The sequence below is a fragment of the Halostella pelagica genome (assembly GCF_004762015.1).
Taxonomy (GTDB): domain Archaea; phylum Halobacteriota; class Halobacteria; order Halobacteriales; family Natronoarchaeaceae; genus Halostella; species Halostella pelagica.
In genome coordinates this window covers 95,934-117,338 of the sequence record NZ_SJES01000005.1, presented here as the reverse complement: position 1 = coordinate 117,338, position 21,405 = coordinate 95,934, and the positions used below count along the sequence as shown (strand labels likewise).

At 65.2% G+C, this 21,405-nt stretch carries 20 protein-coding genes and 1 tRNA gene; 14 read left to right on the top strand and 7 right to left on the bottom strand.

Annotated elements, in window-relative coordinates:
* Positions 1–28: 28 nt before the first annotated feature.
* Positions 29–3,184: an adenosylcobalamin-dependent ribonucleoside-diphosphate reductase gene (locus tag EYW42_RS13045; RefSeq protein ID WP_135535733.1), complete on the bottom strand. Its 3,156-nt coding sequence runs from the start codon at positions 3,182–3,184 to the stop codon at positions 29–31.
* Positions 3,185–3,654: 470 nt separating this feature from the next.
* On the opposite strand from EYW42_RS13045, the gene EYW42_RS19875 reads away from it, so the two are divergent.
* Positions 3,655–3,852 (top strand): hypothetical protein, encoded by a 198-nt coding sequence (locus EYW42_RS19875; protein ID WP_135535732.1) that lies wholly within the window; start codon positions 3,655–3,657, stop codon positions 3,850–3,852.
* A 4-nt stretch (positions 3,853–3,856) separates the two neighbouring features.
* Here EYW42_RS19875 and trpG read toward each other — a convergent pair whose 3' ends face one another.
* Genes trpG through trpD form a run of 4 tightly spaced genes read right to left on the bottom strand, consistent with a single transcriptional unit; the run spans position 3,857 to position 7,873 of the window.
* Positions 3,857–4,504, bottom strand: a complete 648-nt coding sequence (trpG, locus tag EYW42_RS13035; RefSeq protein ID WP_135535731.1) for an anthranilate synthase component II — start codon at positions 4,502–4,504, stop codon at positions 3,857–3,859.
* Positions 4,501–6,177: an anthranilate synthase component I gene (gene trpE, locus EYW42_RS13030; RefSeq protein WP_135535895.1), complete on the bottom strand. Its 1,677-nt coding sequence runs from the start codon at positions 6,175–6,177 to the stop codon at positions 4,501–4,503. The genes trpG and trpE overlap by 4 nt, the downstream gene beginning before the upstream one ends.
* Positions 6,178–6,203: 26 nt before the next feature.
* Positions 6,204–6,872: a phosphoribosylanthranilate isomerase gene (locus tag EYW42_RS13025; RefSeq protein WP_135535730.1), complete on the bottom strand. Its 669-nt coding sequence runs from the start codon at positions 6,870–6,872 to the stop codon at positions 6,204–6,206.
* Positions 6,869–7,873 carry an anthranilate phosphoribosyltransferase gene (trpD, locus tag EYW42_RS13020; protein ID WP_135535729.1) on the bottom strand — a complete coding sequence of 335 codons (1,005 nt, stop codon included), beginning with the start codon at positions 7,871–7,873 and terminating at the stop codon, positions 6,869–6,871. The genes EYW42_RS13025 and trpD overlap by 4 nt, the downstream gene beginning before the upstream one ends.
* Before the next feature lie 171 nt (positions 7,874–8,044).
* Here trpD and EYW42_RS13015 point away from each other — a divergent pair.
* From EYW42_RS13015 to EYW42_RS12965, 11 genes are all read left to right on the top strand, one after another.
* Positions 8,045–8,119: transfer RNA gene (locus tag EYW42_RS13015), tRNA-Val, on the top strand.
* A gap of 331 nt (positions 8,120–8,450) precedes the next feature.
* The gene (locus tag EYW42_RS13010) at positions 8,451–8,864 is read left to right on the top strand and encodes a DUF7124 domain-containing protein (RefSeq protein WP_135535728.1); all 414 of its coding nucleotides are present in this window, start codon (positions 8,451–8,453) and stop codon (positions 8,862–8,864) included.
* Position 8,865: 1 nt separating this feature from the next.
* Entirely contained in the window at positions 8,866–9,633 is a 768-nt protein-coding gene (locus EYW42_RS13005; RefSeq protein WP_135535727.1) for a hypothetical protein, read from the top strand.
* 75 nt (positions 9,634–9,708) lie between these two features.
* Positions 9,709–9,990 (top strand): hypothetical protein, encoded by a 282-nt coding sequence (locus EYW42_RS13000; protein ID WP_135535726.1) that lies wholly within the window; start codon positions 9,709–9,711, stop codon positions 9,988–9,990.
* Between the two features lie 43 nt (positions 9,991–10,033).
* Positions 10,034–10,573: a DUF5815 family protein gene (locus EYW42_RS12995; RefSeq protein ID WP_135535725.1), complete on the top strand. Its 540-nt coding sequence runs from the start codon at positions 10,034–10,036 to the stop codon at positions 10,571–10,573.
* 146 nt (positions 10,574–10,719) lie between these two features.
* Positions 10,720–10,947, top strand: coding sequence for a DEK C-terminal domain-containing protein (locus EYW42_RS12990; protein ID WP_135535724.1), 228 nt, complete (start codon positions 10,720–10,722; stop codon positions 10,945–10,947).
* Positions 10,948–11,144: 197 nt separating this feature from the next.
* Positions 11,145–12,386 carry a zinc ribbon domain-containing protein gene (locus EYW42_RS12985; RefSeq protein ID WP_135535723.1) on the top strand — a complete coding sequence of 414 codons (1,242 nt, stop codon included), beginning with the start codon at positions 11,145–11,147 and terminating at the stop codon, positions 12,384–12,386.
* A 167-nt stretch (positions 12,387–12,553) separates the two neighbouring features.
* Positions 12,554–15,775 carry a carbamoyl-phosphate synthase large subunit gene (gene carB / locus EYW42_RS12980; RefSeq protein ID WP_135535722.1) on the top strand — a complete coding sequence of 1,074 codons (3,222 nt, stop codon included), beginning with the start codon at positions 12,554–12,556 and terminating at the stop codon, positions 15,773–15,775.
* 99 nt (positions 15,776–15,874) lie between these two features.
* Entirely contained in the window at positions 15,875–16,984 is a 1,110-nt protein-coding gene (locus EYW42_RS12975; protein ID WP_135535721.1) for a FecCD family ABC transporter permease, read from the top strand.
* Positions 16,984–17,859, top strand: coding sequence for an ABC transporter ATP-binding protein (locus EYW42_RS12970; protein ID WP_135535720.1), 876 nt, complete (start codon positions 16,984–16,986; stop codon positions 17,857–17,859). Before EYW42_RS12975 ends, EYW42_RS12970 begins: the two co-directional genes overlap by 1 nt.
* Before the next feature lie 52 nt (positions 17,860–17,911).
* Positions 17,912–19,042 carry an ABC transporter substrate-binding protein gene (locus EYW42_RS12965; RefSeq protein WP_135535719.1) on the top strand — a complete coding sequence of 377 codons (1,131 nt, stop codon included), beginning with the start codon at positions 17,912–17,914 and terminating at the stop codon, positions 19,040–19,042.
* Between the two features lie 81 nt (positions 19,043–19,123).
* Here EYW42_RS12965 and EYW42_RS19505 read toward each other — a convergent pair whose 3' ends face one another.
* Positions 19,124–19,267: a hypothetical protein gene (locus EYW42_RS19505; RefSeq protein WP_161972948.1), complete on the bottom strand. Its 144-nt coding sequence runs from the start codon at positions 19,265–19,267 to the stop codon at positions 19,124–19,126.
* 197 nt (positions 19,268–19,464) lie between these two features.
* A complete protein-coding gene (gene carA / locus EYW42_RS12960) occupies positions 19,465–20,547 on the bottom strand; it encodes a glutamine-hydrolyzing carbamoyl-phosphate synthase small subunit (RefSeq protein ID WP_135535718.1) in 1,083 nt (360 codons plus the stop codon).
* 105 nt (positions 20,548–20,652) lie between these two features.
* Here carA and EYW42_RS12955 point away from each other — a divergent pair, with 105 nt between their 5' ends.
* Together EYW42_RS12955 and EYW42_RS19870 are read left to right on the top strand one after the other, a co-directional pair.
* Positions 20,653–21,066, top strand: coding sequence for an Lrp/AsnC family transcriptional regulator (locus EYW42_RS12955; RefSeq protein ID WP_135535717.1), 414 nt, complete (start codon positions 20,653–20,655; stop codon positions 21,064–21,066).
* A 184-nt stretch (positions 21,067–21,250) separates the two neighbouring features.
* Positions 21,251–21,397, top strand: a complete 147-nt coding sequence (locus EYW42_RS19870; protein ID WP_202613898.1) for a hypothetical protein — start codon at positions 21,251–21,253, stop codon at positions 21,395–21,397.
* Positions 21,398–21,405: the final 8 nt, after the last annotated feature.

Below are 21,405 nucleotides of genomic sequence, written 5' to 3'. Positions count from 1 at the left end.
AAAAGAACCGCAGGTAAGCCGCGCTATCTCAGCACTCGCTCCAGCCGCAGGACTCGCACGTCTTGCAGCCTTCGGAGTAGTAGAGACTCATCGAACCGCAGTCCGGACACTCCGGGCTCTCGCCGGCGTCGATGATATCCTGCTGGTCGGTGTCGCCGGCGTCGGCGTGCGGACCGCTTGACTGCTCTCTCGTCTCGCCGGACCCGACCTGCGTTCCGGAGTCCATCGACTCCAGTCCGCCGTCCGGTTCCGGCTCGGCGGGGCTCTCGCCCTCGTCTATCTCGGTGAGGTTCTTCTGCTGCGGGTAGGCCTTCTCGATCTCGCCGTCGAGGTAGCGACGCAGGCCGGTGCCGATGGCGTCCGGGATGGACTGGATCTGCTCGCCCTTGTCCCACGCCACCTTCGGCGACCGGATCCCCTGGAGGTCGTCGGCGATCTCGTACGGGTCGACGCCCGAGCGCAGGGCGAAGCTGATGATCTTCGCCAGCGCCTCGGTGAATGAGGCGGTGAAACCGCCGGAGTTGCCGATGTTAGCGAATAGTTCGAACGGTTCGCCGTTCTCGTCCTCGTTGATGTTGACGTACAGTTTCCCGTAGCCGGTGTCGATGCGCTGGGTGACGCCGTGGAGCACGTCGGGGCGCGGGCGCTCCTTGGCGTAGGCGTCGCCGGTCCCGTCGGCTCCCGAGAGGATCTCGTCGACCTCCTCGTCCAGTGCGGCGCGGACGTCCTCGTTGTCGAGGAACGCGTCGACGCCGCCGAAGACCTCGTTGATCTGCTCGACGAGGGCCTCCGCGGCCTCGCTCTCGTCGGCGAATTCCTTGTTCTCGGCGCGGGTCGTCAGCACCTGCTTCGAGCGGGTGCCGTCGCGGTAGACGGTGACTCCCTTGCCGCCGTTCTGGTAGATGTAGCGGTACACCTCGTCCATATCCGCCTTCGAGGCGTCGTTCGGGAAGTTACAGGTCTTCGAGATGGCGGAGTCGACGCCCTCCTGGCAGGCGCACTGGACCGCTGCGTGGTCCTTGCCGGCGAGGTCCGAGGTGACGACGAACAGCTCGCCGATGGGGTCCGGAACCGTCTCCAGCCCTTCGACGCCGTCGAACTCGTTTTCGGCCATCTGCTCCTGGGCTTCCTTTTTCACCGCGTCGACGTCGAGGTCGTTGTCCTCCAGCACGCGGAGGAAGTAGTCGTCGAACTCGACGAGCATCTCGTCGCCCTGAACGTCGTCGGAGACGTTCTTGTAGTAGGCGACGTTGTAGATAGGCTCGCAGCCGCCCGTCGTGTTGCCGACCATCGACGTGGTACCGGTCGGCGCGATGGTCGTCGTGTTGTGGTTGCGGATGGCGAAGCCGTCCGCCCACTCGTCGGCGTCGAGGCCGGTCTGCTTCTCGAACCACTCGGCGTACTCGGTGGGGTTCGCGTACTTCGATTTGTCCCACTCGTCGAACGTACCGCGCTCCTCAGCGAGCTCGTGGGAGGCCCACTTCGAGCCGTGGTTGATGTGGCGCATGACCTGCCGGGCGACCTCGTTGCCCTCGTCGCTGCCGTACTTGATGCCGAGCTGGATGTACAGCTGTGCGAGGCCCATGACGCCGAGGCCGATCTTCCGCATCTCGCGGACTTTCTGCTCGATGTCGTCGACCGGGAAGTCCGACATGGTGACGACGTTTTCGAGGAACCGCGTCCCCATCTCGATGCGGCGGTCGAGTTCCTCGACGTCGATGGCGTCTTCGAGGAAGTCGTCGACGGCCGCCGAAAGCGAGTCGTACTCGTCGGCGTGGTCGTCGTACCAGACGCGCCAGTCCGGCGCGTGGTCGTCCGCGAGCGTCGAGAGGTTGATGTGGCCGAGGTTACAGGCTTCGTACTCTTCGAGCGGCTGCTCGCCGCAGGGGTTCGTCGCGAGGATGCGGTGGTCGGGGTGTTCCTCCACGTCGAAAGAGTGCTCCTTGTTCACCCGCTCCAGATAGATGACGCCGGGTTCGCCGTTCTCGTGCGCGCCCTCGACGATGTCCTCCCAGACGACCTCCGCGGGCATCGACAGTTCCTCGCCGACATCGACGTAGTCGCCGAGGTCGAACATCTCGTACAGCTCTTTCGTCTCCTCGGTGGCGATGTGTGGTTCGCCCGTGCGCGGGTTGGTGAACGTGAACTCCTCGCCGGCTTCCAGTGCCTCCATGAAGTCGTCGGTGACGCCGACGGAGATGTTGAAATTAGAGAGATGTCCCTCGGCGGCGTTGCGGAGATGTTTGGGGACTTTGCCGTCGTCGGTGATGAGTTCCCGGGCTTCCGCCAGCGCGTCCTTGAACGAGTTGTGGGTGTAGTCGTCGGGGTCGTTCAGTCGGAGCGAGTGCGCCAGCGAGACGTCCTTGTTCTTGGCGTGAATGAACTGAATGACGTCCGGATGCGAGATGCGCATCACGCCCATCTGCGCGCCGCGGCGGGCCCCGCCCTGGGCGATGGTTTCGCACATCTGGTCGTAGGTGCGCATGAACGTGATCGGCCCGGACGCGATGCCGCCGGTCGATCCCACGGCGTCGCCGTAGGGGCGCAGACGCCAGAACGCGTAGCCCATGCCGCCGCCGCTCTGGAACACCTGCGCGGCCTCCTTGGCGGTCTGGTGGATGTCGTCGATGTCGTCCTCGGGGCTGTCGACGAAACAGGCCGATAGCTGCTGGAGTTCGTCGCCGGCGTTCATCAGCGTCGGCGAGTTCGGCATGAAGTCGAGGTTCTCCATCATTCCCTGGAACTCGTCGGCGACTCCCTCGACGTGGTCGCGAACGTCGTCGGGGAGTTCCGGGACGATAGTCTCGTAGGAGAACTTGTTGACGTTGTAGACAGAGAGCGTCGTCTCCGCGTCGTCAGTCGCGGTGGTACCCGCACCGAACACTTCCTCGGCGAGTTCGTCTCGCCGGGGGTGGTCGGGCTTCAACTGGTCGGGGGTGACAGTGATAGTCTCGCCCTGTTTCTCCGCCTCGTAGACGGCCTCGGCGAGCGCGATGTTTTCGCCGACGCGTTCGAACAGGTCCTCCTGTTGCTCGATAAGTTCGCCGTCGGCGTCTTTCCGGAGGTAGCGGGCGGGGAGGATGTTGTGGTAGGCGTTGCCCGTCAGGCGTTCTTCGAGAGTGTCGCCCTCGGTCCGTTTGATCGGGAGCGTCACTTCGTCGGCCGAGAGGTCCGCACCACTCATGTGTCACGTACCTCCGCTGGTCGTCGTGCGATTCGGTCGTCAAACTGGGTCGTATGTCCGTTCATTCGTAACGAGGATTTCTTACTGAAGCCTGCTAATTAACAGTTTGCTTTGATCGCTGCAACCTGATTTGGATTGGGCTGTCGCTGTACGGTGAATTGCGGTCGTTTTTGCCGGCCGATCGTCCCCAGACGGTGGCCGTTCGGTACGACAAATACTCTCTCCGGACGTATAATAATCCTGTGCAAATACCGGGGTGAAAGTAGAGAGTCGATATTCGCCTGCCGCCGCTCCGAAACGGTAGATGCTGCCGGTGTGAGTGGTAGCATCTCCCCCCGAGAACGCCCGTCGTCGCCGGCGGGGTCGGGACACGCGGTAGCGTTCCATCGATCGAGGGTAGGGGCGCAGTCGTGGTAACGCTACCCCGATCCGACAGCAAACTTATGGTACGGGAGTGAGGTGGTGGAGGTATGCTGTCAACGCTCCCTCTCGCGCTGTTGCAGGTCCCCGGCGTCCTGAACTCGCCGCTTGGCACACTGTTCGCCGCTATCGTGGCGCTGCTCGTCATCATCACCGTCGGCCGGGTCGTACTGAGCGTCGCCTGGAAGCTACTGGTGGTCGCGGGTATCGGCGTCGGCGTTCTGTACGCCGCGAGTCTCGTCGTCTGATCGGTCAGTCGAGTCGGTACTCCCGCAGGAAGTTCTCGATGACGTCGTGACCGACAGCCGTGAGGACGCTCTCCGGATGGAACTGAACTCCTTCGATGGGGTACTCCTCGTGGCGAACGCCCATCACCAAGTCGGATCCCTCGTGGGTGGTCGTCGCCGTCACGTCGAAGCAGTCGGGAACCGCCGTCGCGACGAGCGAGTGGTAGCGGCCGCCGCGAAAGCCCTGATCGAGGTCCGCGAAGACGCCCACTCCGTCGTGTTCGACCGGGAACGCTTTGCCGTGGATCGGTTCGGGCGCGCGCCCGACCTCGCCGCCGTACGCGTAGACGGCCGCTTCGAGGCCGAGACAGACGCCGAGGGTCGGAACCTCGGGGCTCACCTCCCGCAAGACGTCGTTCGTGACGCCGATGTCCCGTTCGTTCGCCGGGTGGCCTGGGCCCGGGCTGATAACGATGGCGTCCGGGTCGACCGCGCGGACCTCGTCGAGCGTCGCTGTGTTTCGCAGGATTTCGGTGTCGACGCGTTCGCTCACGGCTTCAGAACCGCGTTCCGAACGGCCCGAAGAGGCGAGTAACGACTCCTCGACGTACTCCACGAGGTTGTACGTGAACGAGTCGAAGTTGTCGACGAAGAGGACGGTCGGCCGGGTCACGCGTCGCCCTCCGGGGTTGTCCCTGCGTCGGCACCGGCGGCGTCGTCCGCCGTTTCGATCTCCTCCAGGGCGACTAGCACGCCGCCCATCTTCTTCTCAGTTTCCTCGTACTCCGCGGCGGGGTCGCTGTCGGCGACGATACCCGCGCCGGCCTGTACGGTAACTCGGTCCGCGGTGCCGTCGCCGGATAGGTGTTCGGCGTCGGCCCTGTCGGGCAGGGTTGCGTCGCTTTCGACCGTCGCGGTGCGGATGACGATGGCGAAGTCGGCGTCGCCGGTCCACGAGTAGTACCCCACGCCCCCGCCGTAGAGGCCGCGCGGTTCGAGTTCGAGGTCGTCGATGATCTCCATGGCGCGTATCTTCGGCGCGCCCGAGAGCGTGCCGGCGGGGAAGGAGGCCCGCGTCGCGTCGAAGGCGTCGGGTGGCTCAGTCTCCCGACCCGCCGAACGCGGGGCGGCACCGTCCGACTCGTCCGCGGCGAGCGTCCCCGTCACAGTGCTCTCGATGTGCTGGACGTGGCTGTACTTCAGCACGTTCATGAACTCGTCGACACGGACGCTTCCGGACTCGCTCACCCGCCGCACGTCGTTTCTCGCCAGGTCGACGAGCATCGTGTGTTCGGCCCGTTCTTTCCCGTCTGCAAGCATCTCCCCGGCGAGGCGGCGGTCCTCGACGGGACTCGCGCCGCGGTCGCACGTGCCGGCGATCGGGTTCGCCATCACTTCGCGTCCGCGGACCGAGACGAGCGTCTCGGGGCTCGCGCCGACGACGTGCACGTCGTCGTAACCGAGCAGGTACATGTACGGCGAGGGGTTCACGTCCCGCAGCGCGTCGTACAGGCCGAGCGGGTCGATGTCGCCGTACAGCTCGCGCTTGCGGGAGATGACGCCCTGATAGATGTCGCCGTCGAGAACGTGTTCTTTGGCTTTCCGGACGCTCTCCTCGTAGTCGGCCTGCGGACCGGCGGTCTCGGCCGCCTTTCGGAAACCGCCGGGGTCCGGGTCCGCAGCGGCGGCGAGCAGCGACTCGACGCGCTCGACCTCCGCACACAGGTCGTCGTAGGTCGCTCCGGCGTCGTCGCCCGGGCGGAGGACGGGCGTACAGACGAGTTCTAACGTCCCCGCTACGTCGTCGAAGACGAGCGTCTTCGTGTTCAGCACGAACTGCGCGTCGGGAAACCGAGACGGCGGCCGCTCCAGGCCGACTTCGTCCAGCCAGAGGTCGTACACCGCGTCGTACGAAAGGAACCCGACGAGTCCGCCTTCGAGATGCTGACGGTCGTGGTCCGGGAAGCCGACCGGGTCGGCGTCCGGCAGCGCTGACCGGAGGCAGTCGACCGTATCGCCGCCGTTCGGGTCGATCAGGTCGGCGTACCGGTCGTCGGTCAGCACGTCGACCGTCGTCTCCTCCGAACCGACCGTGACGGCGGCGACGGGGTCGTACCCCACGAACGAGTAGCGGGCGTGACGGTCGGCGGTCGACGACGTGGGGCGGAACGCCCCGTCCGGGTCGCTAGACGCGGTCTTCCCGGCGCTCTCTAGCAGAAACGAGTACTCCGCTGCCTCGGTGTCGGCCGACCGTCCGGTCAACGCGGCGTAGGCCGAAAGCGGCGACGTGTCGACGTCGAGTTCGGCGGCCGCGCGAACGACGACCGGGCCGTCCGCGTCCGCCATGTCGACGAACGCCTCGCGGTCGACGTTCACGCTTCGGACCCCCGTCTCGCCGGTTCGGATCTCCCGGTCGCGGAGTCGACGAACCCGCTCACTGCGTCGTGGTCCTTGCGCCCCGGTGCGTTCGCTCGCTCGACGCCGCTCGCGACATCGACGGCGTACGGGTCGACGGTCCGGACCGCCGCCGCCACGTTTTCGGGCGTGAGACCGCCGGCAAGAACCAGCGGCGTCTCGAGGTCGGCCGTCGCGTCACGGGTTCGCTCCCAGTCGTGTGTCTCGCCGGTTCCGCCGCCGCCGTCCTCGCTGACGGAGTCGACGAGCAGGGCGTCAGCGACGCCGTCGTACTCGGCGGCGCGTTCCGGTTCCGCGGCGTCGACCGATTTGATCACGTCGGCGTCGACGGCGTCGCCGAGCGCCGCGACGGCCTCGGCCGAGAGGTCGCCGTGTTCCTGTACGGCGTCCGGGCCCACGCGGCCGACCAGTTCGGCCGCCGACTCCCGGTCCTCGACCATCGTCACCAGCACGCTCGTCACGAACGGCGGAACGGCAGCGACGAGTTCCGCAGCGCGGTCGGGCGAAACCTCGCGCGGCGTATCGACGGGAACGTCGCAGATCACTCCGATGGCGTCCGCGCCGGCGTCGACGGCCGCCCGGAGATCCGTCTCGCGGGTGATCCCGCAGATCTTCGCCCGCGTCATTTCGCTACGCCGGCGCAGAGGTCAGCGAGTTTCTCGGCGGCGGCGCCGGAGTCGATAGCCGCTCGCGCGGCGTCGACGCCTGCCTCCAGGCTCTCGGCCTCGCCCGAGACGTAGATCGCCGCGCCGGCGTTCGCCAGTATGATATCCCGTTTCGCGCCCGTCACCTCGCCCTCGACGATGCCGCGCATGTCGGCGGCGTTCTCCTCTGGAGTGCCGCCGGAAACGGCCTCTATCGGGTGGGCGTCGACGCCGAGGTCGGCGGGCGTCAAGGTGTACTCGGTCGTCTCGTCGCCGCGAACCTCGGCGACGGTCGTTTCGGCGTGGACGGCGATCTCGTCCATCCCGGAACCGTGGACGACCATCGCGCGCTCTACGTCCATCTGCGCGAGCGCTCGGGCAAGTACGGGGACGAGGTCGGGGTCGTACACGCCCACGACCTGCGCGTCGGCGCCGGCCGGGTTGGTGAGGGGGCCGAGTACGTTGAACACCGTCCGCACGCCGAGTTCCTTCCGCGGCCCGATCACGGCTTTCATCGCCGGGTGGAACACCGGCGCGAGCATGAACCCGATGCCGTCGGTCTCGATGGCGTCCTTGACCGCCGGAGGTTCGGCTTCGATGTGGACGCCGACCGTCTCCAGAACGTCCGCGCTTCCCGAGGACGAGGAAACGGAGTAGTTGCCGTGCTTGGCGACCGGCACGCCCGCGCCGCTGGCGACGATCGCGCTGGTCGTCGAGACGTTGATCGTGTTGTAGTCGTCGCCGCCCGTTCCGCAGGTGTCGACCAGCGGCGTCCGGTCGGGGTCTATCGTCCGCGCGGCGTCGCGCATCCCTTCCGCGAACCCGGCGATCTCGGCCTCCGTCTCGCCTTTCGCGCGCAGTCCCGCTAGCAACGCGCCGATCTGTGCCTCCGTCGCTCCCTCGAAGACGGCGGTCGCCGCCTCCCGCGCCTCCGCTTTCGTCAGGCCGGTTCCGTCGGTGACTCGTTCGATATGTTCCTGCATGTTAGGGCACCAATGGACTAGTCCGTGTTAGAATGTACAAATGAGTACATCATATTAAGGCTGTCGGCGCGTCCGGAGGGCCGGAACGTTGGCGATCCACATACGGCGGCCCAATTCGAAACCTTCAATTAGGGTCGCCGGATACAAAGAAGTGGAAGCAAGCGCCAGACCGGGTTTGTGGTCTAGTCTGGTTATGACACCTCCTTGACATGGAGGAGGCCGGCAGTTCAAATCTGCCCAAACCCACTTTTCCGAACGCTTTACGACGAGCGAAGCGAGTCATTAGCATTCAGTAGACGCGATCGTAGATTTGAATAGGAGAGTCCCGGCCGCCGAACGAAATGAAGCGAGCCCTTTCTTCAAAGTGCAGGTGTGAGCATCGACTCCACCGAGGACTATCGCGATCCGGAGAAACTCCGAGGCATACGAGCGCTACGACGGCAATCACAGCGGTGGAAAACCTTCACCGCGACACCGAGCAACGGAGCGGAATTGCGGAGGAGCGCCGTCCGAGACCGACGTTGCGCCGACGGTCGAGACCGAAGGCGTTTTGCACACCCCGCGACGACGATATCGCATGGAAAGCGGCGGAGACGGCGAGATGACCCTCGCGTTCGAACTCGCTGCACTGCAGGAACTGGCGAGTCCGTCGGCCGTGTTCGACGGCGCACGCCGGTGGAGCAAGTACGTGGGCGTCGTCTCGGACAAGCCGACGTACGTGGTAACGAACTTCACGCGGAAGGAGCGGATCCGCCAGGACTTCTTCTCGGGCCCCCGCGGGAAAGCCGAGAGCCTGGAGAGCGTGCGAGAGCAGTTCGACACCGACCGCCACGTGTTCGTCGGGGCGACCGACGAGGACAGGGAACTCGCCGAGGAGGTCGACTGGGAGTACCTCACCGTCGAAGACGCAGCCGAAGCCGCCGGGTGGGACCTCGCCGACGAGGTCGAGGAACCCGAGACGGAGACGGACGACCGGGACGACTGGCCCTGAGATGGACGTCGTCGAGACGCTCCGTACCGGGTTCGACCGCACGGCGTCACGGACCGGCGCGGCTCTGATTCTGGCCGCCTTCGTCGCGCAACTCGCCAGTACGGTCGCGCTCCACAGCCAGCCGCCGGAGGCGACTGCGCCCATCAGAGAGGAGTTTCCGGCGCTCGCCCCGCCCGCGGAGTCGCCGCTCGCGTTCCCGCTGTCCGCACTCGGCGCGGCGGCGCTGTCGTTCGCGGCGATGGTCGCCGCGGTCGCCGTTTTCGTCGTCGGGTTCCGGGCGCTCTCCGACGACGGTATTCCCTCACCGAGGACGGTGACGCGCAACGTCGGGTGGGCGACGCTCCACGGGATCGCCGGCTATCTGCTACTGTTGGCGCTCACCAGCGTCGGTATCGTCCTGTTCGTCCTCCCTGGCGTGTTCGTGCTCGTCACCTTCGCCTTCTTCGTCGGGTTCGTAGCACTCGAAGACGACGGCGTCGTGAGCGCGTACCGGGAAAGCTGGGCGCTGACGAGCGGCCGTCGCGTCGGTGTCTCCCTGTTTTTCGGGGTGCTGCTCGTCGTGGTGCTACTTGGCAACACCCTGGCCGGGATCCCGGTGACGCTGCTGTTCGGCGTCTCCGAGATGCTGGGGTGGATCGCGAACGTTGCTGTCAGCGCCGTCACCATGGTCTACACCGCCGCGGTCCTCGCGGTCGGCTTCGTTCAGTTACGCGACGGGGACGAGGACGACGACGAGTTCAGCGACATCGACGACGAACTGTTGCCCTGACGGTCGTCCCGGCCGATATCGCTGTCGTCGCCGCCTTCCCCCGCGCTTTTTTCGCCGGCCGCCGTTGTCTCGTCTATGGCACCGGAGACCGAAGTCGACGTGGAGGTCGAAGTGGAAGTCGACAGCGACGAACTGGAGATAGAGGTCGGCGAGACGACCGAGGCGGAGGCCGAACTTGAGACCGACGGCCTGGAGATAGAGGTAGAGGTGGAAGTCGAAATCGAAGAGGAGGAGTCCGACGCGAGCGGCGACGAGGAGGGGGAATCCGACACGAACGGCGACGAGAAGTACGAGGACCCGGAGGCGACCGGGTTCGACGGGTCGGACGAAGACGAGGACGCCGGCGTTTCGGAGTGATCGATTCGGGGCGCTTTTACCCGTGAACGACCAATCACCGGACATGGCTGAACCGCGCGTACCGGGCGAGTCGCCGGACGGCGACGTGAGCCTCCCGTGCGGGGAGACGATCCGGATCCGCGACCTCGACATGGGTGTACGCGACTTCGACTGCGCCTGCGGAGCGACTCACGCGGTCGTGATGGACGTCCACCCGCCGTCGCGGTTCTTCCCGGAGTTCCTGGTCGAGATACTCCGGGAGACGATAGAGACCGACGAGGACGACATGGGGGAGTTCGGGACGACTCACCTCATGGGGATCGTCATGGAGGAGTTTCCCGACGAGATAGTCAGCGAGGACCTCTCGGAGAACGGGGACGTCGGGTACTCGCTGCTGTGGCTCACCGACTTCGACTCGCGCCGCCTCCACGAGATCGCCGTCGAACTGGTCGTCGAACTGATGGAACACGCGATCAGTCACGCGGACGACGACACCGCGATGACCGAGTTCGAGGAACAGATGCTCGACTTCGATGTCGCGGAGTTCGTCGCCGAGTACCGCCGACAGCGGGATTTCGCGGACGAACACGACACGGCGGTGTAGCGGCGGGAACCGGCGCTGTCACCGCTGACAGACCGCACCCGCCGAAGTGACGGGTGCTAACAGATCGCACCGGCTGACAGTATATGTCATATTACTTGACGGTTGTCTGACGATCTTTTATTACAGGTGACGTGGTAGCGTCGCTCATGCGCTCTCACTGGGGGAAAAGCGAGCACATCAGAGAGGTACTCGCGGAGGTGGATCCGGACGAGGCGATGACGGCGAGCGAGATACGCGAACTGCTGGCAGACCACGGGGTAGACGTCGATAGCTCGCACCGCGTCGCAACAGTGCTCGGCCGGTGGGCCGAACAGGGGGAGATAGACGTGATCCGCGACCGCCCCTACCGGTACCGGTTCGACGACTGGTCCTGACTCCCGTGGCGTTACAGTCCGCCGCCGGCGGACACACGCCGGTGGACGAGTCGGTCTATGGAGCAGAGAGCGACCCGAATTCTCCCGTCGAATACGGTCCCGTTCATCGGCGTCACACTGCCGTTCGCTGTCGGCGGTACCTGACCCGGAGACGCGCCGTGATAACCTTTATTGTGTAACTATACCGATTGATTCGCATGGAATATTGTCCCGAGTGCGGAACCGAAGTGCGGGCCGGCGTGGCGTACTGTCCGGGGTGTGGGACCGACCTCACCGAGTATCGGGAGTGGGAGTCGGCGACCGGCGTCGGGACGGACATCGATGGGCTGGACGACAGATCGGAGACCGACGCGAACGGTTCGGATAGCGGAGTCGCGGCCAACGACCGTGCCGTTTCAGACGAGAACCAGCCCAGTGAACGGCAACGGGACAACCGGGGACAGGACGCGGGACAGCCGACAGCCGGTCGGGAACAGGATACGGGACAGTCGCAACCCGGACGAGGACGTGACGGTCGAGACGGACGCGGTGCCGGTGGGTCCCGAAGGCAACCGCAGAGCGGTCACCCCCGGCAAAACGCACCGGACGAACAGTCCCACGGGGGCGCACGCGACGGTCATACCGCCCCGCCACCCCAGGGGAGCCAGTCTGAACGCGGCCGTCAGGCTGGCGCGCCGGCCGGCACGGACCAGCAGTGGCACGGTCAGGACAGACGTACTCCTACGGGGGCTGATGCCGCCCCAGCCACGGGTGCCGTCAACCGGGGGCCGTCGCTGTTCGACCGGATCAAATCCCTGCCGTTCAAACGGAGCGCGGCCGCGGGCACGGCGCTGTACGTCGTCACGTTTCTGGTGACCTACGTCACGTTCGTCGTGGACGCGCTGGTGATACACTCGGACCACGACCTCTCGGTGTCGACCTTTCTGCCGCTGACGGATATTACGTCGTGGATGTCGCTAGATATGTGGCAGTTCGTCGGCTGGCTACTGTACAGCGGTCACAACGTACCGATAGAGCGGACGGCCGGCGATAGCGCGGAACCCATCGAAGTGCTCGGCGCTGACTTCTGGATGCAGTTTCCCCACGTCCCGCAACTCGTGACGCCCGCGCTGTACACGCTGATCCCGATCGTCGTCCTCGCCGCAGGCGGTCTCGTGTTCGTCAGGCGTCTCGACGCGGACGGGACGGCGGTGTCGGAAACGTCCGACGCGGCACTACTCGGCGGCAGTGTTCTCGTGGGGTACGTGGCGCTTGCCGCCGCCGGAACGTTCCTCGTCGGAATCAGCGACGGCGCTACGTCGTCCGGACCTGTTCTTCAGGACGCCGTCCTCTGGACCGCGCTGTTCGCGGGCGGCGCTGGAGCGGCCGGCGGCGTCGCGGCCCACTCGCTCGGCGACGACGCGTCTGTCGAGACCGCTCCGTCGAGCGACTCGGGATAACGGAACCACTGTTTTCCGCATCCACAGCGCGGCCGTGTTTTCCGACGACGACCGTTCGCGTGGAGCGGCGACCGCGATCCTCGTCTGTTCGAAATTCGAAATTCTATTTCGCCTCTCGTAATCTATCGTGTGGCTTATTACGATGTACGAACTTCGAACAGGTAAGCATGACCGGCCAGACAGAAGACAGAACGATCCTTCTAATCGGAAGTGGGCCGATACAGATAGGACAGGCGGCAGAATTCGACTACTCCGGGGCGCAGGCGTGCCGGGCGCTGCAGGAGGAGGGCGCGCGCGTCGTCCTCGTGAACTCGAACCCGGCGACTATCATGACCGACCCGGAGATGGCGGACGAGGTGTACATCGAACCGATCACGACCGAGGCCATCGCCGAGGTCATCCGGATGGAGGAACCCGACGGCGTCATCGCCGGCCTGGGCGGCCAGACCGGCCTGAACGTCACGGCCGAACTCGCCGAGGAGGGCATCCTCGACGAGTACGACGTCGACATCATGGGCACCCCGCTCGACACCATCTACGCGACGGAGGACCGCGACCTGTTCCGCCAGCGGATGCGCGAGATGGGCGAGCCGGTGGCCAAATCGACGACTATCTCGCTCGACGAGGACGAGTCGGTCTCCGAACTGACCGAGGACGACCTCGAAGAACGCGTCCACGCCGCCGTCGACGAAGTCGGCGGTCTCCCCGTCATCGCACGCACGACGTACACGCTTGGCGGCTCCGGGTCCGGCGTCGTCGAGGAGATGGACGAACTGCTCCAACGCGTCCGGAAAGGCCTGCGCCTCTCGCGTAACAACGAGGTACTCATCACCGAGTCCATCGCCGGCTGGGTCGAACTGGAGTACGAAGTGATGCGCGACGCCGACGACTCCTGTATCATCATCTGCAACATGGAGAACCTCGACCCCATGGGCATCCACACGGGCGAGTCCACGGTCGTCACGCCCTCGCAGGTCATCCCGGACGAGGGCCACCAGGTGATGCGCGACACCGCGCTCGACGTGATCCGCGACCTTGGCATTCAGGGCGGCTGTAACATCCAGTTCGCGTGGCGCGACGACGGCACGCCCGGCGGCGAGTACCGCGTCGTCGAGGTCAACCCCCGCGTCTCCCGCTCCTCTGCGCTCGCCTCCAAGGCGACCGGCTACCCGATAGCCCGCGTCACGGCGAAGGTGGCGCTCGGCAAGCGCCTCCACGAGATCGACAACGAGATCACCGGCGAAACGACCGCCGCCTTCGAACCGGCGATCGACTACGTCGTGACGAAGGTGCCGCGCTGGCCTATCGACAAGTTCCCCGACGTCGACTTCGAACTCACGACGGCGATGAAATCGACAGGGGAAGCGATGGCTATCGGCCGGACGTTCGAGGAGTCGCTGTTGAAGGCGCTTCGCTCCTCCGAGTACGAACCGGACGTCGACTGGGCCGACGTGGACGACGACACCCTCGAAGCCCACTACCTCGAACGGCCGTCGCCCGACCGCCCGTACGCGATGTTCGAAGCGTTCGAGCGCGGCTACACAGTCGAGGAGGTCGTCGACCTGACGGGGATCTACGAGTGGTACGTCGAGCGCTATCAGAACATTTCCGACGCGGCCGTCGCCGCGCAGGACGGCGACTTGGCGTCGGCCACGGAACTCGGCTTCACGAACAGTCAGGTAGCAGCGGGCGTCGACCCGAGCGAGGCCTCCGAGCTACCGCAGACCGACGGCGGACAGGTTGACGAGGTAGAAGCGTCCGCGCCCGACCGCTCGTTCAAACAGGTCGACACATGCGCCGGCGAGTTCGCCGCGTCGACGCCGTACTACTACTCCGCCCGCGAACCCGCCGCGAGCGGAACGTCGACGGGGTACGACGAGGTGCAGGTCGACACGGACGCCGAGAGCGTCGTCGTGGTCGGCGGCGGTCCCATCCGCATCGGGCAGGGCGTCGAGTTCGACTACTGCTCCGTCCACGCCGTTCGCGCGCTGCGCGATCAGGGTATCGACGCCCACGTCGTCAACAACAACCCCGAGACGGTCTCGACCGACTACGACACCTCCGACGGCCTCTTTTTCGAGCCCATAACCGCAGAGGAAGTGGCCGACGTCATCGAGACGACGAGCGCCGACGGGGTGATGGTGCAGTTCGGCGGGCAGACCTCCGTCGACATCGGCGAGCCGCTGGAAGCGGAACTGGAACGCCGCGACCTCGACTGCGATATCATGGGGACGAGCGTCGAGGCAATGGACCTCGCGGAGGACCGCGACCGGTTCAACCGCCTGATGGACGACCTCGGTATCGCCCAACCAGAGGGCGGAACCGCAACGAGCGAGTCGGAGGCCCTGGAACTCGCCCACGAGATAGGCTACCCCGTTCTGGTCCGCCCCTCCTACGTGCTCGGCGGCCGCGCGATGGAGGTCGTCGACGACGACGAGGAACTCGAACGGTACATCGAGGAAGCCGTTCGGGTCAGCCCGGACAAACCGATCCTCGTGGACGACTTCCTGGCCGATGCCATCGAACTCGACGTCGACGCCGTTGCGGACGGCGAGAACGTCGTCATCGGCGGCGTCATGGAACACATCGAGAGCGCGGGCGTCCACTCAGGCGACTCCGCCTGCATGATCCCGCCGCGCTCGTTAGACGACGAGACGATGGCTCGCGTGCGCGAAGTGACCGAAGACATCGCCACCGCACTCGACACCGTCGGACTGCTGAACGTTCAGCTCGCAGTACAGGACGGAGAGGTGTACGTCCTCGAAGCCAACCCGCGCTCCTCACGCACCGTTCCGTTCGTCTCGAAGGCGACTGGCGTTCCCATCGCCAAACTCGCGGCGAAGGTGATGGCCGGAACGACGCTCGACGAACTGGACGTGCAAGAACAGGTGCCCGAGCGGACCAGCGTCAAGGAGGTCGTCCTCCCGTTCGACCGCCTGCCGGGAAGCGACCCGCGCCTCGGCCCGGAGATGAAATCGACCGGCGAAGTCATGGGGACCGCCGACACGTTCGGCAAGGCGTACGACAAGGCCCAGGACTCGACGGGGAAGCCGATCCCGCGCGAGGGGACCGCCGTTGTCGACCTCTCGGCCGACGAGTTCCCCGACCCTGACACCGAGGCGGGCGAGGCGCTCGTCGAGGGCTACACGGACCACTTCTCGCTGTCCGAGGCCGTCGACCTGCAACAGGCCGTCCGTGACGGCGAGGTAGACATCATCATCTCGCGCGACCGCGACCTGCTCGAAGTCGCCGTCGAGGAGGAGATCACCTACTTCTCGACGGAGGCGAGCGCCAAAGCGGCGCTGGAGGCGCTGGACGCGGCCGACGACCCGCTCGACGTCGCGTCGGTCGACAGCCGTCCGAAGACCCGCGCCGACTGGGGCGAGTAACGCCGCGTCTCGCGGTTTTCGCACGTCTGATTTCGTCCGCTGCCGGGGTCAGCGTCGATCGTAACCCCTAACCGTTGGATTAGGGTAACCTAAAACAACATGGGTAGTTCGGAGACGGTCGCGACCCCTACGTCTATCGAGGACCGACGGGGGTGGTTCACTCGGACGCTCGCGCTGTTCTGTCTCGGGTGTACGGCGATCACGGTCGCAAGCGGACTAGCACAGGTGACTTTCGGGGCGTACACGATGAGCGTCAGCGACGCGTGGCGGACGGTGTTCGACCCCGGCGTCGTGTTCAACCTCCGCTTCTGGAACGGGTTCTTGCTCGGGGGCGACCTTCCGGAGATGAGCCCCGAGACCGTCGTCGTCTGGACGTTGCGTCTCCCGCGAGTGTTCGTCGGGATCATCGCCGGCGCGTCGCTGGCGGTCTCCGGAGCGGTGTTTCAGGCGGTGACGCGCAACGAACTTGCCAGTCCCTTCGTCCTCGGGGTGAGTTCAGGGGCCGGGTTCGCCGTGCTAATGACGCTCGTCCTGTTCACCGGGTTGGCCCCGTTCCTCCCGCTCATCGCGGCGGCGGGTGGGGCGGCCGCGTTCCTGCTCGTCTACGCGATCGCCTGGAAGGGCGGGACGAGTCCGGTCCGCCTGGTGCTTGCCGGCGTGGTCGTCAACATGGTGTTCCAGTCGCTCCAGCGCGCGCTGTTTTTCTTCGCCGACGACATCGGCGTCGTCCAGACGGCCATCGCGTGGACCACCGGGTCGCTCACCGGCACGGGCTGGGAGCAGGTCCGGATCGCTATACTGCCGGCGTCGATCGCTATCGTCATTGCGCTGGCGGGTGCCCGGCAGCTGAACGTCCTGTTGCTCGGCGAACAGACGGCGGCCTCGCTCGGGATGCGGGTCGAACGCGTCCGGTTTCTCCTCTCCGGCGTCGCCATCCTTGCGGCGAGCGCCGCCATCGCCGTGGCGGGGATCGTGGGCTTTTTCGGCCTCGTCGTCCCCCACATCGTCCGGAACGTCGTCGGGAGCGACTACCGGCGGCTGATGGTCGGCTGCCTGTTCGCCGGCCCCGCGCTGATGGTGTCCGCTGACGTGGGCGCGCGCCTCGCACTGGACACCGTCCAGATGCCCGTCGGCGTCGTCACGGGGCTGGTCGGCGGCCCGTACTTCCTCTATCTGATGCGGAAACAGCAGTCAATGGGTGAGCTCTGATGGCACGAAAGAACGCGAAAGCGGAACCGGAACAGACTGAGGAGGAGACACGCGTCACCGACGGAGACGGCGCAGTCGTAAAGAGCGCGCTCGTCGGGGACGACCTCGCGCTCAGCTACCCGTCCACCGACGGCACCGTCGTCGACTGCGCCCGCCTCGACATTCCTGAGGGGGCTGTCACGGCGCTCGTGGGACCGAACGGGAGCGGGAAGAGTACGCTACTGAAGGCGCTCTCCGACCGCCTCTCGCCGGACGAGGGGGACGTGCAGGTTCTCGGGGACGACCTCGACTCGTTCGGAAAGAAGGAACTCGCGCGTAAGCTGGGCGTTCTCTCGCAGGAGAACGATTCCTTAGAGAGCATTAGCGTCGAGGACCTGACCTATCACGGCCGTTACCCCTACCGGGGGTTCTTCGACGGCACCACGGCGGAGGACCGGGAAGCGGTCGAGCGCGCGCTCGACCTTGCAGGTATCGACCACCTTCGGGACGCCGAACTCGGACAGCTCAGCGGCGGGCAGAAGCAACTCGCCTGGATCGCCATGGTGTTAGCACAGGAGACTGACGTGCTGTTGCTCGACGAGCCGACGACGTTTCTCGACCTGTATCACCAGTTCCGTGTGTTAGAGACCATCCGCCAGCTAAACGAGCGCGAGGGCGTCACCGTCGCGGTCGTCCTCCACGACATCTCGCAGGCCGCCCGCTTCGCCGACTACCTCGTTGCGATGGACGACGGGGAACTGTACGACTGGGGGCCACCCGAGGAGGTGGTAACCGAGCAGCTACTGGCCGACGTGTTCGGCGTCGAGGCCACAGTCGAATACGAGCCGGAACTGCAGGTGTTGCCCCGGCGAGCGCTCCCCGACGACCGGACGTGACCACCGGGAGATTTCAGAACGCTTAAGAACATTTAGGCCGGCCTAAAAATTGATGACCGACCAACGCAGTTTGACGAGACGGAACGCGCTCCGAGCGACTGTCGCCGCCGCCGGGATCGGTTCGGTGGCTGGTTGTACGACGTACGGCAGCACGGACGACGAAAACGACGACTCCAGCGACGACGGCGACAACAGCTACTCGGTGACGATGGAACCCGTCGGCACCGTCGAGTTCAACGAGGTCCCGGAGACCTGGGTCGCCAACAACGGGAGCTGGGCGGACATGGGCATTGCGCTCGGCGTCGAACCACCCGAGGGCGTCTGGCTCCCGTCGCGGTATCACGCCCAGTACTACGATGAGATCCCGGACGTCAGCGTCGACATCGAGGAGATAACGCGGCTGTCCGACGACGGCGTCGACCCGGAGAAGTTCATCGAACTCGACGGCGATGTCCACGTCATCGACCCGAACTTCCTCATGAATCGGTTCAAATCGTGGGACCAGAGCGACATCGACGATATCGAGGAGACCGTCGCCCCCTTCTTCGGCAACAGCATCTTCTCGACGGGGTACGAGTGGCACGAGGACTACCGGTATCTCTCGCTGTACGAGGCGTTCGGGAAACTCGCGGAAGTGTTCCAGCGGGTCGACCGGTACGAGGCGTTCGTCGACCTCCACGACGAGTTCCAGTCGAGCGTCGAAGAGATCGTCCCGCCCGAAAGCGAGCGTCCCGCGGTCGCGACCATGTGGGCCGGCGGCAACGAGCCCGATGCCTTCTCCCCGTATCTGATCAGCGAGGGGACCAGCTTCAAGCAGTGGCGGGATCTGGGCGTTCGCGATGCCCTCGCCGAGACTGACGTACAGGACTTCCACTCGACTCGCGGCCAAGTCGACTACGAGACGCTGCTCGAAATCGACCCCGACGTGCTCCTGTTCCGCGGTCACGAGGGCCAAACACAGGAGGAGTTCCAGAACACTATCGTCGCGTACATGGAGGACCACAACGTCGCCAGCGAGTTGACTGCCATACAAAACAACGACGTGTACCGCGGCGGTCCGCTGTACCAGGGACCGATCACGAATCTCGTCGTCACCGAGCGCGCCGCGCAGCAGGTGTACGACGTCGAAGCGGAACTGTTCGACCCCCAGCGCGTCGCCGACATCGTCGCCGGAGACCTGTAACGTCTCGCGATTCCACTCCGATTCCGAATTCCGTCTGTACCGAAAGCGCTGCCGACCGAGAAACTGGTACGTGCGACCGCCTCAGTATGCTTCTGACTGTTCGACCGGCCCCCAGATAACGTACTCCTCGCACTCGGGACAGCGAAGCGGCGGCATCTCGTGGACGCTGCCCGAAAGCTGTCTGTTGTCGACGACTACCCCGCAGTTCGCGCACTGTTTCGCCATACGCGATCAGTGCGTACGGGCCGGGTTAATCCGACCACATCGTTGCACTCTGTTCCGTCCGTTTCAGGCAGAACGACCGTCTGGGAACGGCCATATGTAAGGATGGAACCGCAAGAAAATCCGCAAGCACCTTCACCGCCGGAGCGTGTTCGAATCGCCGGAGCAGCGACGGGAAACCGCTGTGAGCGCAGACTACGTCAGTCGTCGGCGGGCGCGGCCTCGATGTGGTGATTGGTCATCGCCAGCACGTCGTCGAAGAAGTCGAGGGAATCGTTGGGTCCCGGGTTCGCCTCGGGGTGGTACTGGCGCGTGATTACGTCCAGTTCGTCGCTGTCTAAGCCCTCCGGCGTGTCGTCGTTGACGTTTCTCTGCGTCACTTCGAGGACATCGCCGGGGTCGCCCACCGTGTAGCCGTGGTTCTGCGTGGTCATTACCACGCGGTTGGTCTCCAGGTCGCGAACCGGCTGGTTGACGCCGCGGTGTCCGAAGTCCATCTTCTCGGTGGTGCCGCCGAGCGCGCGGGCGACGACCTGCTGACCGAGGCAGATGCCGGCGAGGGGAACCTCGCCGACGAACGCGTCGACGAGTTCCTCGGCGGCTTCGAAGTTCGCAGGATCGCCGGGCCCGTTCGAAACGAACAGGAGGTCGGGGTCGACCGCCTCGACGTCCGCTTCGGTCGCGTCGTAGGGGAGTACGTGAACGGTGGCACCGCGAGCAACCAGCGAGTCGACGATAGAACCCTTCGCGCCGCAGTCGACCAGTGCGACGTCCGTTCCGGCGTACTCGCCGTCGGCGTCGCCCTCGTGAACGGTCGCGTTCGCGACGCTGACCTGCGCGCCGATGTCTTTGTGTTCGCTCATCCCGCGACAGGATTCTAGTTCGGCGAGCGCGTCCGCTTCGGTGACGTCCTCGCCGACGGCGATACCGCATTTCATCGCTCCACCTTCGCGGATGTCGGTCACCAGGTCTCGCGTGTCAATGTGGTCGACGGAGGGAACGTCCTCCTCGGTCAGCCACTCCGCGACGTCATCGGTGAGTTCGCGGGCGACGACAGCACGCGGGTGGACACGGTCGGATTCGAAGCGGTCCTCTCGCACACCGTAGTTGCCGATCAGGGGGTAGGAGAAGGTGAGCACCTGCTCCTCGTAGGACGGGTCGGTGAGGCTCTCCTCGTATCCCGTGTACGCTGTCGTGAAAACCAGTTCGCCGCGGGTAGTCCCCGGGGAACGGCCGCGTGCCTCGACCACGCGACCACCTTCGAGCGCTACGTAGGCGTTCATCGTTACGAAGTGCGTACAGGTCCGGGCGTCATAAACCTTGCTTTCGAAGCTATGTTACGAATTTCGTAATCGTCAAGTGAGGGGACACGGTACGTACACATCTCAATGGACAGCCTGGACCAGGAGATACTGAACGTGCTTCGACGCGACGCGCGAACGCCGTACACCGAGATCGCGAACGAGGTCGGAACGTCGGAAGGGACGGTCCGCAACCGCGTCGAACGGATGACCGAGGAGGGAGTCATCGAGCGGTTTACGGTCGCCACCCGGACGGGCAACGTGAAGGCGATGATCGAGGTCAGCGTCGCCGTGGACGTGGACACGACGGCCGTTTCGGAACGGATCGCCGAGTGGGAGGAAGTCGATTTCGTCTGGCAGGTCAGCGGCGAGGAAGACGTCGTTCTCATCGTCGACGCCTCCGACACGCAGGGCGTGAACGAACTGATCACGCAGGCCCGCGAACTGGAGGAAGTCGTCAACACGAAGACGCGGCTGATCCTGAACGAGAAACGGGGGTGAGGCCGGTAGAAATTCTGGCTGGGGCTGTTCACGAAGATTCAGTACGGGTGTCGCCTCTCGAACCTTGATCGGGACGTTTCCCGTGTTTGGTAGGGGCCTTTAATGCGCTTCTCCGGGGATTATATCTACGGATTTCGGCAATCCTGCTGGCTTCGACATCGCAACAGTCCAGACTGGATCGGGTGTGACACTACTGGTATCTGCCGGTATAACCAGATACGGCGAACAGTTCCAGTACACCGCGGCCGAACTGTACGGTCTGAGCGGTGCCGTACTCGTCGTACTCGGCGTCGTCTTCGGACTCGTTCTGGTCGTGAGCGGCTACCGATAGCTCGCGCG